Origin of the sequence: uncultured Oscillibacter sp., assembly GCF_950073225.1 — a bacterium.
Classification (GTDB): domain Bacteria; phylum Bacillota; class Clostridia; order Oscillospirales; family Oscillospiraceae; genus Oscillibacter.
The window spans coordinates 62,828-76,363 of sequence record NZ_CATMPS010000004.1; the positions used below are offsets into that span (position 1 = coordinate 62,828).

The window sequence follows — 13,536 nt, forward strand, 5'->3', positions numbered from 1 at the left end:
GAAAACCCGGACACACCCTCCCTTTGTGCGGTCCCCTGCCGTTGGGCGGTCAGATCTTAAACTTCAGAATGATCTGGGCCATCAGGCGGCATTCGATGCGCTGCTTCAGGTCGTAGTCGACGCAGCGGTGGGATTGGCCGAACTCGTCATAGAAAATGCGGGTGGACATCTGGGTGATGTCCTTCTCAAAATGCTTCAGGACGCTGGCCAGGGCCTCGGGATCGCCTTGGGTCGCCGACCGAATGACCTCGAAGGGCACCAGGCTTTCCTCCGGCTGTTTGCTATAGCGCATATGCTTCACTCCTTCATCTTTTCCCGAAGCGCCGAGAGCAGCTTCGATTTCATGCGCCAGACCCGGGACCGGGAGAGCTTCAGCAGCTCGCCCACGGCTCTGTCGCTCAGCTTGATGGAATAGGACAAGAGCAGGATGCCGCGCTCCATGTCATCGAACTCCAGGAGCGCGGAAGCCAGGCGGTCATCCTGGATGGGGATGGAGTAGCCGCATACATTAAATATGTATGGACACTCCACGTTGCTCTCTACCCGGTCAACGCTGTTGAGGCAGCCCTCGGGCAGAGCGGAGAAGTTCGTCTCATATTCCATGTGGCGCAGCATCCGGCGGAGGTAATCGCAGCGCTCGCTGTGGATCACCTTCCGGCAAAAGGATTCAAATTGGTAGCGGACCTGCCGCTGGTACTCGGGAGAGTACGTTTCCTCGTGTTTCGCTTCCACGAGATTGTTCCTCCATTTCGGCTGAATTTGGTGAGATTCAGACGATGGAGGCGGATCGCGGCAGTGAAAGGGGCACTTAAAAAAGAAAAGGCAGCAGATTTTGTGATAGGATACAAAATCTGCTGCTTGCTTTGGTACATTGAGCGGCGTGTTGGGGTTCTGCTGGGTACGAAGAGGCTCGCTTTTTTGAAAAGGGATCTTGAACCTCTGGTGGATAAGGTACAATCCTGCGGAATCCCGCGGCTGAAAGGCCGTGTGTTGCCGGGTCAAGGCGCACTTGACCAGCTCAATGCCACGGATTTTGAAGTCCATAACATTGCTCCCAGCCCGCAATCATACGGGCGGCACACAAGGCAGCAAGAGCTACATTTCAATATCATTGTGAAAACAGCGGTTTGTTGCCTTTGCCATAAATATTGATTTGTAATTCTGGGTCGGTCGATTTTTGCCGTAAACCTACGGTTTATCCACCACGACATCCTCATCAAGCGGAACGGGGACATCCACGGGGACTGGGCCGCCAGCCCCTGGGCGTGGCGGCTATGTAATGGTGGTCTTCGAGTCTTATAACTTGAAGTGGCGGGGATAAATCATCACCTGGGAATTAATATAAGAAGGCTGCCGCGGGAAACTGCGGCAGCCCTCTTATACTGACTCTATACATTACCTATCTCCATGCGCCATGAGAAAGTTTGCCGCCGCTTCAGCTATTGTCATCCGGCTGTCGGAAAAAAAGTGATCTGTCGGATATTCTATGCTTTGGAAGTTCTCCCCGCCGGCGTCTTTGACCGCCTGTTCCAGTGGAAGGCAGTGCAGCGCTCTTGGCGTATAGCAGTCCATTGTCCCGGAAACGCACAAAACCGCTTTCCTTGACAGCGCTTCCGCACAGCTCTCCAGCCGGTATTCCTCGCAGTTGATGACTGCCTCTCTCATCAGCGCTTCACCTGACGTGCCATTCAGCCATTGAGCGCTCTCCTCAAAACCGTTCGTATTGTTTGGAATTGCTCTGGTGCCTCCGCCGCAATCTTGGGAATCCGTCCGATATCACAGGGCATCAGCAGCACGGCGGCTCGTATCTCCGGCCTCCTGGCGCTCAACTGGGCGCACACAAAACCTCCCAGACTGTGACCCGCCGCATAGATCTGCGTTTTGTCGATTCCATAGAGCGTGTCGTTCAAAAGATAGTCCAGCGCCCAATCCGCATCCTCTAAATCATGGGAAAGGGAGTAGTCTCCATCGCTGCCCCAGCTTCCGCTGTAATGAAAGATCAGCACGTGGAAGCCCATCCGGCGAAGATACTGCGCCAGATCCATATTTTTTTCGCATCCTGGAATGCCGTGCAAAAGCAAAACCGTGGGATGGAGGCCCCTTCCCCCGGCTGTATAAAGCACGGAGAGCAGCCTCCCCCGGCGTCCTGGAATCAGAATACCATGACAGTCCGGCCTGCGGTCGTCTGTGTTATTAAATGCTTCTGCGCAATGAATGTCATCCATAAAAAACCTCCTTAGCCGCGTTTAGTCGCTTTGTACCAGTCCTTTCCATAGAGCGCCCGCGTCACCAGCATGGAAGCGACCGTGTCCCCGCAGGAGTTGATGAGCGTGCAGCCCGCGTCAAAAAGCTGCGTCATCATCAGCAGCACCGGCAATACCACCGGAGGAAAGCCAAAGCCGGAGATTACCATGGTTTCCATAGCCGCGCCGCCCCCAGGGACGGAGGATACCGCGACAGAGCCCGCGACAGCGATCACCACGGCGAAGGCGTAGTCGCCAAGCCCTCTTAACGGCCGGTTGAACAGGGCGCAGCAGAGCGCGATCTCATAAATCGTGGCGACACAGGCGCCGTCCATATGGCAGGTCGCACCTATAGGAACCACAACCGAACTGATCTCCCGGGGGACTCCCAGCTTGTCGCAAGCGTCCAGCTGGAGAGGTAGGGCGGCCGCAGAGGACCGGGTGCCGAGGGCGGTAAGCGCCGGCGTGAGGATGTTTTTGAAGTAGTTTTTCACTCCCCAGGTCCCCGCCGCCAGGAACGCATACAGCGCCATGAAAACGAAGAAATAGAAGAATGCCGCAGGGTAGTAGATCAGGAGTCCCCGCGCATAGCTGGCCAAAAGCTCCGGTCCGTAAGTGCCCGTGAGATTGGCGAAGTAAGCCATCAGCCCGATGGGAGCCAGCTTCATTAGCAACTCCACCATCTTATAGAACACGAGAGATAGATTGCTCAGCCACTCGGCCACGGGGCGGCCCTTCTCCCCCAGCAGGGAAACCGTGATTCCAAAGAAGACCGTGAAGACGATCAGGGCCAGAATGTGGGACCGGGATATCACCAGCGGGAAATCACCGACGGTAAAGGTGTTGACGATCTGCTCGCCGACACTTGAGGACGCCGCGGATTCCTCCAGGACAGCCTCTCCCATCTGGATGGACGTGTCCACGCCGAAGATTCCGGTGACCGTGAACATATAGATTCCCGCAATGGCGGCGGTGACGGCGAAAATCAGGATCGTCAAGGTCAGCAGCTTCCCAACCCGCTTGGTGTCGGTGACCGTCGCGATGGAGCTGGAAATGGAGAAGAAAATCAGGGGCACCAGCAGGACGAACAGCAGGTTCAGCCACATCTGCCCGATGGGATAGAGGAACGCAGCCCGTTCCCCCATCAAAATCCCCAGGAGAGCGCCCAGAATCACGAACCCGATCAAGATCAGAGGCTCCCGATAGGACGAGGTTTTTTGAACCGTACGCATTCATACGCTCCTTTCTAATCAAAAGTCATGGAGCCATGGGAAGAGGGGCCGGAGGCGATCCGCTCCGGCCCCTCTTCAATTCCCACGTGGCGGGAGCTCAGAGCTTTTCCAGCGCCTGCTCAAAGTCCGCCAGGAGGTCGACCGCTTCCTCCAGCCCGGCGGAAAGCCGGATCTGCCCCATGGTAATGCCGATCTCCGCCAGCTCCTGGGGGCTGAGGTCCCGATGGGAGGCCCGGGGCGGATACGTGAGAGTCGTGCCCACGCCCGCCAGGGTGGGGACGAAGCGCACGATCTGCAGGTTCTTGATCAGGCGGTCCACCTCCGCCTGTCCGCCCTTGAAGTTCACGCACAGCATCCCGCCATAGCCGTTCCCCTCAAACTGGCTGTCCGCCCAGTCCTTGCAGGGCGAAGAGTCCAGGCCTGGATAGTAAACCTTCTCCACCTTGGGATGCTTCTCGAAAAACTTCGCCAGAGCCAGAGCATTCTCGGACATCTTCCGCACCCGCAGGGGCAGGGTCCGAAGGCTCCGGGCCAGCAGCCAGGACTCCGTGGCTCCCAGATTGGAGCCGTAAAGGCCCAGATAGAAATTGATCTTCTTGATTAGCTTCTCGCTGCCCAGCACGGCGCCGCCCACGATGTCGTCGTGGCCCCCCAGATACTTGGTGGCGCTGTAGAGCACCAGGTCCGCCCCGAACTTCAGGGGCTTTGCGATGATGGAGGTGGCAAAGGTATTATCGATGAACAGCAGGGCGCCGTTGGCGTGGGCCACATCCGCCAGGTACCGCATGTCCGGCACGGACATCAAGGGGTTTGCGATGGTTTCCCCGTAGATCAGGGTGGTGTTGGGCCGGATATAGTTGGCGGCATCCTGGGTGTTGAAATCGATGAAGGTTGTCTCCACCCCCCAGCGCTTCAGCTCATACTTGAGGAAGTAAAAGCTCTCGCCGTAAATGATGGGAGAGGCCACAATGTGGTCGCCGGGTTTCACCACCGCCAGAATGGAGGTCGTGATGGCCGCCATGCCGGAGGCAAAGACCAGGCCCTTCTCCGCGCCGTCGCCGGCGGCCAGGATCATGGAGGCCGCGTCGGCGTTGGGGTTGCCCAGGCGGAAGTAGGCGTAGCCGGGGGCGCCCTCGTCGCAGATTTTATCGATGGGGTCGATGGAGTCGAAAATATACGCCGAGGAGAGATAGACCGGGAAGGTCTCGGGAACCGTCAGCGCCTTGTTCAGCTCATAGCAGAGCTCCCCGTTGCCGGTATGGATGTACTTGGTCGTGTCAGACTTTTGAAGCGTCATCACAATTCCTCCTATATTTTTAATCGCTGCCGCAAAGCATCCTCACGCATTTTTTCCCTTGGAATTTCCAATGAGCAGTCCCGCGACAAAGCCCACCGCCGCCGGGATAATCCAGCCAAAGCCATACCCGTACAGGGGGATCTTGTTCAAAACCGCGTCCAGCGCCCCGATGTGGACCCCGTACTCGGCGGGCAGGTCCAAAAAGGCGTAAGCCACCGTGCACCAGACCGCGCCCTTGAAGGCTCCGTCGTTGGGGATCTTCGTCTCAAAAATGCCCAGAATCATCAGCACCAGGGCGATGGGATAGGTGAAGGAAAACCAGGCCCCCGTGAGCTTGACGATGGTATCCAGGCCGAAGCTGGCCACGATGGTGGTGACCACCGGGACGATGATGACCAAGACCTTATAGGGCACCTTCCCGTGGAACGCCTCGGTGAAGAAGTCCGCCACGGCGGTGATCTGGCCAATGGCCGTGGTCAGGCAGGCCAGGATCACGGAGAGGCACAGGCCGTATATGGCGATCTGTCCGCCGCTGGAGCGGATGACATTCAGCAGCAGATCGGCGTTGCCGATGGAGTCCGCGCTGTACTCCCCGCTGACGCAGGCCCCCATAAAGAACAGTCCGCCGTAAACCACCGCCAAACAGACGGTGGCAATGATGCCCGCGCCAAAGTTGACCTTCTTGAGAGAGGCGCCGTCATACCCTTTTTCGCGAATCGTGCAGAAGAACAGCGAGGCCATCAGGAAGGACACCAGCACGTCGCCGGTGCTGTAGCCGCCCAGGAAGCTGTTCAAAAACGCATTGTCCACCGTGGGGCTGCTGGGGGTCCCGATAGGACTCACAAAGCCCTTGATCACGAGAATGAACAGGATCACGGTCATGACCGGGGTCAGGATCTTGCCCACCTTTTCCAGGGCGGTCCCGCAGTCCTTCGCGAAGAAAAACGCGATCAGGAAGTAAATCACCACCGAGGCTAGGTAGGGCGCGCCGCTCCACAGGCCCTGGAGTCCCATCTCAATGCCCACGGCGGCGGTTCGGGGGATGGAGACACAACAGCAGAGGATCATGATCATCCCGATGAAGATGTTGTAGAAATTCTTATGTACGTGGTCCGAGATCCTCTGCACCGAGCCGCAGTGCCCCAGAATGATGATGGCTAGGACCGGCAGGCCCACGCCGGAGGCAATCATTCCGATCATGCCGCCGCTCCATGCGGCGCCGCTCTGCAGGCCCAGCATGGGCGGAAAGATCAGGTTCCCCGCCCCGAAGTAGGTGGCAAACAGTGCCAGGCCGATGAAGAGCACGTCTGTCGCTTTGATCTGTTTCTGATTCTCCATGTCCATTCCCTCCGTTGTTCAAAATTTCCTTGCTCATGCAAATTCCTATAAAAATGATTGGTTTATGCCTTTATTATAAGCGCATTCTGTTAAAACTGTCCAATATCCGGTTTTTATGTCCTGTCATATTTTTTATTTATGGATACCCGCAAAGTACGGGAACCATCCGGCACTTTCACTAAAATTCCGTCTAATTCCTATGTAAAAAGTAGGTTTTCAGAAAATCATTGAAAAACGCTGTAAATCCAATAGTAACCGATGTATATTGGAGACAGAAATTCATTGAGAGAGGACGATGACGATGACACTGCTGCAGCTTCGCTATATCTCCGAGGTGGCAAAACAGGGCTCCTTTTGCAAGGCCGCCCAAAACCTCTACGTCTCCCAGCCCGGCGTCAGCAAAATGGTGGCCGCTCTGGAAAAGGAGCTGGGCATCACGATTTTCGTCCGCTCGGCCTCCGGCATCACACTGACGGCGGAGGGAAAGCGCCTACTGGACGCCGGAAACCGTCTTTTGCGGGACGCGGACCACATTGCCAATCAGTTCAGCCAGATCTCTCCTGTCCGCCCGGAGTCCTTCTGCGTCAGCAGCCTGCATTACAGCTTCGTGGTGGACGCGTTCACAGAGCTGCTGCGCCGCGCCGAAAGTCCAAGTCAGCACTATAAAATAAAAATATGCCAGAGCTCCGACGTGCTCCAGCATGTCATGGACCTGGAAAGCGAGGTCGGCGTGCTCTCCGCCGGGGAGCACAACCGGGATTACCTCACCCGGGTGCTGGAGCGGAGCGGCCTGGAGTTTCACCGCCTGATCCGCTCCAACATCTGCGCCTTTCTCCATGAGAGCCACCCGCTGGCGGAAAAAGCCGCCCTGACCTTCTCGGATCTGGCTCCCTATCCCTGCATCATGTATGAGTTGGATATGGATTCCCCTTCGATTCTGCATGAGCAGTTCTCGATTTCCACCTTTTATCCCAAGCGCGTCGTGGTCGTCACGGGGCTGTATCAGTCCCTGGAGGTGATGGTCCGCTGCCAGGGCTATGACCTGGGGAATGGGATCATCTCCCCCGGGAACAAGCGGCAGGGTGTGGTCAAGCGTCCGGTGGAAGGGCTGGACGCACCCGTTTCCATCGGCTGGGTCAGCCGCCGGGGTCAGGCCCTCAGCGCTCCGGCGCTGGAATTTGTAAAGGAGCTGGATATCTATTGCCGGGATATATAAAATCTTTTGGTTATGACCTGCCATAACCACTTCGTATTTCCTCCCCATCAAAACCGTGTGCTATTCTGTTCCCGAAGGATCAAATCACCCAGGCACACATTTTTATAAGGAGGACGGCATTATGAGCCAAATGGTCATGAAGCATCCGGGGCTGAAGACCGCCGGACTGGGCTTCGACACGGCGGAGGTGCATGCGGGAGAACCGAGGGATCAATATGGCGCCCTGATCCCCCCGATCTACCAAACATCCACCTTCTACTTCGATTCTACCGACGACGCGGTGAAGGCCTGCGACGACTACGCCGAGAGCTTTGCCTACAGCCGCATCACCAACCCCTCCCAGGATTACCTGGAGCAGAAGCTGGCCGCCCTGGAGCACGGCAGGGGCGCGGTGGCCTATGCCTCCGGCATGGGAGCGGTGGCCGGCGCCCTGTTTGCCCTGCTGAAAACCGGGGACCACGCCATTTTCACCCGTGCGAAATATTCCGGGACCGAGGACATTACCACGGACTATCTGCCTCGTTTCGGCATTGAGCACGACTGCTTCGACGCGGCGGACCTGGCCCAGCTGGAGCCCCTGATCAAGCCCAATACCAAGGTCCTGTACCTGGAGTCTCCCGCCAACCCCACCATGGTGCTGGTGGATATCGCGGCGGCGGCTGAAATCGCTCACCGGCACGGCGTCAAGGTGGTGGTGGACAACACCTTCGCTACGCCGTATAACACAAACCCGCTGGACCTTGGGGCGGATGTGGTTGTCCACAGCCTGACGAAGTACATCGGCGGCCACGGAGACCTGCTGGCAGGCGCCGTGATCTCCAACGACGAGGCGTTCCTCCGGGAGTGCCGCCTGGGGACTCTGATGCACCTGGGCGCGGTCATTGCGCCCTTCACGGCGTTTCTGGTGTGCAGGGGCATGAAAACTCTGGGCGTTCGGATGCGGCAGTACAACGAGAACGCGCTGAAAATCGCCCGGTGGCTGGACGCCAACCCGAAAATTGAGATCGTCCGCTATCCTATGCTGGAGAGCAATCCCCAATATGACATTGCGAAAAAGCAAATGCGGGGCGGCAGCGGAATGATCAGCTTCGACGTGGCCGGAGGTCTGGAGGCCGGGAAGAAATTCATCAACAGCCTGAAGCTCTGCACCCTGGCGGTTTCCCTGGGTGATACGGAGACACTGGTGGAGCAGGCCGCCGCCATGACCCACACGATGATTCCCAAGGAGACTCGGGAGGCCGCCGGAATCACGGACGGCATGATCCGCATGTCTGTGGGCTTGGAGGACGCGGACGACATCATCGCCGACATGAAGCAGGCGCTGGGAGACTGAAAGGAGAGCGATCTTATGAGTGACAAAGTAGAAATCCGCTGGCACGGTCGCGGGGGCCAGGGCGCGAAGACCGCGTCCTTGCTGCTGGCGGACGCAGCGTTCAACACCGGCAAGTACGTGCAGGGGTTCCCGGAGTACGGCCCGGAGCGGATGGGCGCGCCTATCACGGCGTACAACCGCATCAGCTCGGAGCGGTCCACCGTCCACTCCAACATCTATGAGCCGGACTACGTCGTCGTGGTGGACGAGACCCTGCTCTCTGCCGTGGACGTGACGGCGGGATTGAAGAAGGAGGGCGCCATCGTCATCAACTCCGGCAAGAAGCCGGAGGAGCTCCGCCCCCTGCTGAAGGGCTACGAGGGCCGGGTCTGCACCATCGACGCGGGCAAGATCAGTGAAGAAGAGCTGGGCAAAAACTTCCCCAACACCCCCATGCTGGCCGCCATTGTGAAGGTCTCCGGCGTGGTGGACGCCGAGGAGTTCGTCAAGGACATGGAGGCGTCCTTTAAGCACAAGTTCGCCACGAAACCCCAGGTCATCGAGGGCAACATGCGGGCCCTGAAACGCTCTATGGAGGAGGTCAAGGAAGGATGAGCCATTTAGCGAAGGATATGACCCCTCAGGTCACATGGAAAGACATCACCCCCGGCGGCGCCATCTTCGAGGGCGGCACCTCCCAGGTGGTGGAGACCGGCGACTGGCGGACCATGAAGCCGGTTTTGGACTTCGACAAGTGCAAGCAGTGCCTGCTATGCGCCCCGGTGTGCCCGGATATGTCCATCCCGGTTAACAGCGAAGGCAAGCGGAAGGACTTCAACTACTTCTTCTGCAAGGGCTGCGGCATCTGCGCCAATGTCTGCCCCTTCGGGGCCATCACCATGGTCAAGGACGAAAAGTAAGGAGGGGCTAGGATAAAATGAGTATCAGAGAAAGACTGTCCGGCAACGAGGCCGTTGCCTATGCGATGAAGCAAATCAACCCCGACGTCATGGGCGCGTACCCCATCACGCCGAGCACCGAGATTCCTCAGTACTTCTCCGCCTATGTGGACAACGGCGAGGTGGATACCGACTTCATCGCCGTGGAGTCCGAGCACTCCGCCATGTCCACCTGCATCGGCGCCGAAGCCGCCGGCTGCCGCGCGATTTCCGCGACTTCCTCCTGCGGCCTGATCTACATGGCCGAGATGCTGTACGTGGCGGCCTCCGACCGCCTGCCCATCACCCTGGCCGTCTCCTGCCGCGCCCTCAGCGGCCCTATCAACATCAACAACGACCACTCCGACGCCATGGCGGTCCGGGACGCGGGCTGGCTGATGCTGTTTGCTGAGACGAACCAGGAGGCGTACGACAACTATCTCCAGGCCATGCGCATCGGCGAGGCCGTGTCCCTGCCGATTATGATCTGCCAGGACGGCTTCATTACCTCCCACGCCATTGAGAACATCGAGCTGGAGGACACGGCGGAAGTGCGGAAGTTCGTGGGCGAGTATAAGCCGCAGCATTACCTGCTGAACAAAGACGAGCCCATCGCCGTCGGTCCCTACAGCACGCCGGTTTATTACATGGAAACCAAGCGTTCCCAGGCTCAGGCCATGATGGACGCCAAGAAGGTCATCCAGGACGTGGCCAATGAGTTCGCCGCCTGGACGGGTCGGCAGTATGGGCTCATCGAGAAGTACGAGATGGACGACGCCGAGGAGGCGATTCTCATCATCGGCTCCTCCGCCGGCACCGCCCGGGAGGCCATCAAGCAGCTCCGGGCCCAGGGCAAGAAGGTGGGCATGATCAAGATCCGCTCCTTCCGCCCCTTCCCCGCCGAGGAGATCGCGGACGCGCTGAAAAACGTGAAAGCCTTCGCCGCCATGGACAAGGACGACAGCTTCAACGCCCACTGCGGCCCCATCTTCGCGGAAACCGCCGCCAGCCTCTATGCCAACGGGGTCTTCGGTCCCAAGGGCATCAGCTACATCTACGGCCTGGGCGGCCGGGACGTCCGTGTCGAGAGCATCCAGCACGTGTTCGCGGACCTGGAAAAGATCGTGGAGACCGGCGACGTGGGCGAGACCTACCGGTACCTGGACGTGCGCGAGTAAGGAGGGAACAGTCAAAATGGCCTATAATCTGAAAGAAAACGTCATGAAGGAAGACCGCTTCGCCGGCGGTCACAGAATGTGCGCGGGCTGCGGCTGCCCCATTGCCGTCCGCACGGTGCTGCGGGCCCTGGAACCGGAGGACCACGCGGTGGTCTGCTCCGCCACCTGCTGCCTGGAGGTCTCCTCCTTCATGTACCCCTATACGTCCTATAAGGACAGCTTCATTCACAACGCCTTTGAGAACGCCGCCGCCACCCTGAGCGGTGTGGAGACCGCCTATCACGCCATGAAGAAGCGGGGCAAGATCGACTCGACATACAAGTTCATCGCCTTCGGCGGCGACGGCGGTACCTATGACATCGGGTTCCAGAGCCTCAGCGGCGCGATGGAGCGTGGGCACGACATGGTGTATGTCTGCTACGACAACGAGGCGTACATGAACACCGGCATTCAGCGGAGTTCTTCTACTCCCCATTTTGCCGACACCACCACGACCCCCGTTGGCAAGGTAGTTCCCGGCAAGCCCCAGCAGAAGAAGAACCTGACGAAGATCATGGTGGCGCATGGGATTCCCTATGTGGCCCAGACCACCTTCATCGGGAACTTCAAGGACATCACGGAGAAGGCTCACAAGGCGATCTACACCCCCGGCGCGGCCTTCATGAACGTGATGGCTCCCTGCCCGAGAGGCTGGCGGTATCCCAGCGAGAAGCTGATGGAGATCACGAAGCTGGCGGTGGAGACCTGCGTATGGCCCCTCTATGAGGTCATCGAGGGCAAGTACATCCTCAGCTACAAGCCCAAGAACAAGCTGCCCGTCACCGAGTACCTGAAGGCTCAGGGCCGCTTTGCTCACATGTTCAAGCCCGGCAACGAGTGGATGATCGAGGAAGTCCAGAAGGAAGTCGACAAGAACTGGGAGGACCTCCTGAAGCTCTGCGAGCTGTAGGACTTTCGCTTACCTGCCATAACTCTCCAACGTCAAGGGAGGCCGTCATTGGACGGCCTCCCTTGACGTTCTTTTTGTCTCAACATGGACCCTCGCGCAGAAGCTGAATGTTCCCTATCTTCATTCGGAAATAATACATTTGATTTGAGCCGTTTTGCTCACCGCCGCAAACGGCGGCAACCGCAAAACATGGCACCTATTACTTCCGACCTTTTCGTTCGGAAGTAATATTACCAAAATCGTTTCTTCTTCATAATCCACAAGCAGAGGAACACGATCAGCGCACTGCCAATGATGACTGCCGGGTATCCATATTTCCATGTCAGCTCCGGCATTCCGGTGAAATTCATCCCGTACCACCCGGCTACCAGGGACAGGGGAAGGAAAATCGTAGTCACGATGGTGAGAATCTTCATGATCCGATTCTGGCGGATGTCGATTTCCGCCTGGAACAGCTCCCGCAGCTGCAGGCCGTATTCCCGGAGCAGCTGGGCCTCGCTGTTCAGGCGCCCGATCCGCTTCTCCGCCATGTGGAACATGCGAAGTTCGCTTTCACTGAAGTACCCGTTTTCATTTTCCTGAAACTCGCAGATCATGTCGTCCAGCTGGGTGTAATATCGTATCCAGCCGGTGATCTCCTTCCGCAGGGCCGTCATCTTTGGATTGAACTCTGTCATCTCGCCGGACAGGACCTGATCCTCCAGCTGCTCCAGACGGTCTCCGATACCTTGGAGATGGTGCAGATCCTTGGCGATCAGCAGCTCTATAAATTCATAAAAAAATCCGCCGATCCCGTTTTTCCGATGGGCGTTCTCTTTCCGGAGGTGCTGCACGGCGGAGCGGGCCGTCCCGGTATCGTCGCACAGCACCACCCATCCGGGGGTCAGAAGATAGCCGAAGGCGATGGGAGCGCCGTCCCTCGTGTACCTGGGGGTTACAATCGTCCCGCACAGGCAGTTGTGCCGGGCTTCCGCTTTGCATACATGAGCGTCCCGCGCGGAGGGCGTGTGGCAAAGAACACGCTCCAGACCGGGGATGGAGACGCCACGCTCCAGCTCCTCTGACGTCAGCAGAACGAGAACGTCCCCCTCCGTTTCCCTCTCCAGCGGAGCCAAGGCCGCGCTGATATTGTACCGATTCATAAGACCGCCTCCTGTATCATGATACCGCCATTGTATCGCGTCCATCTGAAAAAGTACACTAAAATATAAAATCGCATATTTTGTGAACAAAAATCCGATAGTTTGTTAACGTTAGCACTCTCCTATTGACAGCGCTAATTCGGTGGAGTATAACAGAGTCGTTCAAAAGAGGAACGCCCAAAGGGCCTCCTCAACAGGGCATTTGAATGAGGTATATGAATGGAGGAATGACTTATGATGCCCAGTATTTTTGGTGAGAACCTGTTCGACGATTTCTTTGGCCGTGACTTCAACCTGTTCCCGGTGCTGGCGGGCCACGATCCCCTGTATGGGAAGCACGCCAAGAACCTGATGAAGACCGACGTGCGGGAGACGGACAACTCCTATGAGCTGGACATCGACCTGCCCGGCTTCAAGAAGGACGAGGTCAGCGTGGATTTGAAGGACGGCTATCTGACCATCAGCGCCGCCAAGGGCCTGGATAAGGACGAATCGGACAAGGCGGGCCGGTATATCCGTCAGGAGCGGTACGCCGGCACCTGCAGCCGCAGCTTCTATGTGGGCGAGGGTGTGGAGCCCAAGGATGTGTCCGCCAAGTTTGAAGACGGTATCTTGAAGCTCTCTCTGCCGAAGATGGAGCAGAAGCAGCTGCCCGAGTCCACCTCGATCGCCATCGAATGACAAAACCGCG

16 protein-coding genes are annotated in these 13,536 nt (G+C 57.9%); 8 read left to right on the plus strand and 8 right to left on the minus strand.

Annotated elements, in window-relative coordinates; genetic code table 11:
- Window positions 1-49: 49 nt before the first annotated feature.
- Together Q1M04_RS04010 and Q1M04_RS04015 are read right to left on the minus strand one after the other, a co-directional pair.
- Window positions 50-292 (minus strand): helix-turn-helix domain-containing protein, encoded by a 243-nt coding sequence (locus Q1M04_RS04010; RefSeq protein ID WP_300346017.1) that lies wholly within the window; start codon window positions 290-292, stop codon window positions 50-52.
- A gap of 5 nt (window positions 293-297) precedes the next feature.
- On the minus strand, window positions 298-732 hold the full coding sequence (locus tag Q1M04_RS04015) for a hypothetical protein (RefSeq protein ID WP_300346015.1): 435 nt from the start codon (window positions 730-732) through the stop codon (window positions 298-300).
- Window positions 733-795: 63 nt separating this feature from the next.
- On the opposite strand from Q1M04_RS04015, the gene Q1M04_RS04020 reads away from it, so the two are divergent.
- Window positions 796-1,152, plus strand: a complete 357-nt coding sequence (locus Q1M04_RS04020) for a hypothetical protein (RefSeq protein ID WP_300346013.1) — start codon at window positions 796-798, stop codon at window positions 1,150-1,152.
- Between the two features lie 243 nt (window positions 1,153-1,395).
- Here Q1M04_RS04020 and Q1M04_RS04025 read toward each other — a convergent pair whose 3' ends face one another.
- The 5 genes from Q1M04_RS04025 to Q1M04_RS04045 form a co-directional block, all read right to left on the minus strand.
- Window positions 1,396-1,665 carry a hypothetical protein gene (locus Q1M04_RS04025; protein WP_300346011.1) on the minus strand — a complete coding sequence of 90 codons (270 nt, stop codon included), beginning with the start codon at window positions 1,663-1,665 and terminating at the stop codon, window positions 1,396-1,398.
- 23 nt (window positions 1,666-1,688) lie between these two features.
- Window positions 1,689-2,225 (minus strand): S9 family peptidase, encoded by a 537-nt coding sequence (locus Q1M04_RS04030; protein WP_300346009.1) that lies wholly within the window; start codon window positions 2,223-2,225, stop codon window positions 1,689-1,691.
- 11 nt (window positions 2,226-2,236) lie between these two features.
- Window positions 2,237-3,475 (minus strand): dicarboxylate/amino acid:cation symporter, encoded by a 1,239-nt coding sequence (locus Q1M04_RS04035; protein ID WP_300346007.1) that lies wholly within the window; start codon window positions 3,473-3,475, stop codon window positions 2,237-2,239.
- Window positions 3,476-3,572: 97 nt separating this feature from the next.
- Window positions 3,573-4,772: a PLP-dependent aspartate aminotransferase family protein gene (locus Q1M04_RS04040; protein WP_300346006.1), complete on the minus strand. Its 1,200-nt coding sequence runs from the start codon at window positions 4,770-4,772 to the stop codon at window positions 3,573-3,575.
- Window positions 4,773-4,814: 42 nt separating this feature from the next.
- Window positions 4,815-6,110, minus strand: a complete 1,296-nt coding sequence (locus tag Q1M04_RS04045) for a branched-chain amino acid transport system II carrier protein (protein ID WP_300346005.1) — start codon at window positions 6,108-6,110, stop codon at window positions 4,815-4,817.
- Window positions 6,111-6,411: 301 nt separating this feature from the next.
- On the opposite strand from Q1M04_RS04045, the gene Q1M04_RS04050 reads away from it, so the two are divergent.
- The 6 genes from Q1M04_RS04050 to Q1M04_RS04075 all read left to right on the plus strand — a co-directional run bounded on the left by Q1M04_RS04050 (window position 6,412) and on the right by Q1M04_RS04075 (window position 11,703).
- Entirely contained in the window at window positions 6,412-7,326 is a 915-nt protein-coding gene (locus Q1M04_RS04050; protein WP_300346003.1) for a LysR family transcriptional regulator, read from the plus strand.
- Window positions 7,327-7,447: 121 nt separating this feature from the next.
- Complete coding sequence (locus tag Q1M04_RS04055; RefSeq protein WP_300346002.1) at window positions 7,448-8,659, plus strand: PLP-dependent aspartate aminotransferase family protein; 1,212 nt, start codon at window positions 7,448-7,450, stop codon at window positions 8,657-8,659.
- 15 nt (window positions 8,660-8,674) lie between these two features.
- Window positions 8,675-9,253, plus strand: coding sequence for a 2-oxoacid:acceptor oxidoreductase family protein (locus Q1M04_RS04060; RefSeq protein WP_300346001.1), 579 nt, complete (start codon window positions 8,675-8,677; stop codon window positions 9,251-9,253).
- A complete protein-coding gene (locus Q1M04_RS04065; protein WP_300446619.1) occupies window positions 9,250-9,558 on the plus strand; it encodes a 4Fe-4S binding protein in 309 nt (102 codons plus the stop codon). Before Q1M04_RS04060 ends, Q1M04_RS04065 begins: the two co-directional genes overlap by 4 nt.
- A 17-nt stretch (window positions 9,559-9,575) precedes the next feature.
- A complete protein-coding gene (gene porA, locus Q1M04_RS04070) occupies window positions 9,576-10,754 on the plus strand; it encodes a pyruvate ferredoxin oxidoreductase (RefSeq protein WP_300346276.1) in 1,179 nt (392 codons plus the stop codon).
- A gap of 16 nt (window positions 10,755-10,770) precedes the next feature.
- Window positions 10,771-11,703, plus strand: a complete 933-nt coding sequence (locus tag Q1M04_RS04075; RefSeq protein WP_300346274.1) for a thiamine pyrophosphate-dependent enzyme — start codon at window positions 10,771-10,773, stop codon at window positions 11,701-11,703.
- Between the two features lie 230 nt (window positions 11,704-11,933).
- Here Q1M04_RS04075 and Q1M04_RS04080 read toward each other — a convergent pair whose 3' ends face one another.
- Window positions 11,934-12,845, minus strand: coding sequence for a CorA family divalent cation transporter (locus Q1M04_RS04080; RefSeq protein WP_300346273.1), 912 nt, complete (start codon window positions 12,843-12,845; stop codon window positions 11,934-11,936).
- A gap of 234 nt (window positions 12,846-13,079) precedes the next feature.
- Here Q1M04_RS04080 and Q1M04_RS04085 point away from each other — a divergent pair, with 234 nt between their 5' ends.
- Window positions 13,080-13,526, plus strand: coding sequence for an Hsp20/alpha crystallin family protein (locus Q1M04_RS04085; RefSeq protein WP_300346271.1), 447 nt, complete (start codon window positions 13,080-13,082; stop codon window positions 13,524-13,526).
- The last annotated feature ends 10 nt before the right edge of the window (window positions 13,527-13,536 follow it).

Excerpts from the sequence above, each read along its gene's own strand:
- Q1M04_RS04010 (WP_300346017.1), bottom strand. The coding sequence starts at position 292 with ATGCGCTATAGCAAACAGCCGGAGGAAAGCCTGGTGCCCTTCGAGGTC.
- Q1M04_RS04025 (WP_300346011.1), bottom strand. The coding sequence starts at position 1,665 with ATGAGAGAGGCAGTCATCAACTGCGAGGAATACCGGCTGGAGAGCTGT.
- Q1M04_RS04030 (WP_300346009.1), bottom strand. The coding sequence starts at position 2,225 with ATGGATGACATTCATTGCGCAGAAGCATTTAATAACACAGACGACCGC.
- Q1M04_RS04035 (WP_300346007.1), bottom strand. The coding sequence starts at position 3,475 with ATGCGTACGGTTCAAAAAACCTCGTCCTATCGGGAGCCTCTGATCTTG.
- Q1M04_RS04040 (WP_300346006.1), bottom strand. The coding sequence starts at position 4,772 with ATGACGCTTCAAAAGTCTGACACGACCAAGTACATCCATACCGGCAAC.
- Q1M04_RS04045 (WP_300346005.1), bottom strand. The coding sequence starts at position 6,110 with ATGGAGAATCAGAAACAGATCAAAGCGACAGACGTGCTCTTCATCGGC.
- Q1M04_RS04050 (WP_300346003.1), top strand. The coding sequence starts at position 6,412 with ATGACACTGCTGCAGCTTCGCTATATCTCCGAGGTGGCAAAACAGGGC.
- Q1M04_RS04055 (WP_300346002.1), top strand. The coding sequence starts at position 7,448 with ATGAGCCAAATGGTCATGAAGCATCCGGGGCTGAAGACCGCCGGACTG.
- Q1M04_RS04060 (WP_300346001.1), top strand. The coding sequence starts at position 8,675 with ATGAGTGACAAAGTAGAAATCCGCTGGCACGGTCGCGGGGGCCAGGGC.
- Q1M04_RS04065 (WP_300446619.1), top strand. The coding sequence starts at position 9,250 with ATGAGCCATTTAGCGAAGGATATGACCCCTCAGGTCACATGGAAAGAC.
- porA (WP_300346276.1), top strand. The coding sequence starts at position 9,576 with ATGAGTATCAGAGAAAGACTGTCCGGCAACGAGGCCGTTGCCTATGCG.
- Q1M04_RS04075 (WP_300346274.1), top strand. The coding sequence starts at position 10,771 with ATGGCCTATAATCTGAAAGAAAACGTCATGAAGGAAGACCGCTTCGCC.
- Q1M04_RS04080 (WP_300346273.1), bottom strand. The coding sequence starts at position 12,845 with ATGAATCGGTACAATATCAGCGCGGCCTTGGCTCCGCTGGAGAGGGAA.
- Q1M04_RS04085 (WP_300346271.1), top strand. The coding sequence starts at position 13,080 with ATGATGCCCAGTATTTTTGGTGAGAACCTGTTCGACGATTTCTTTGGC.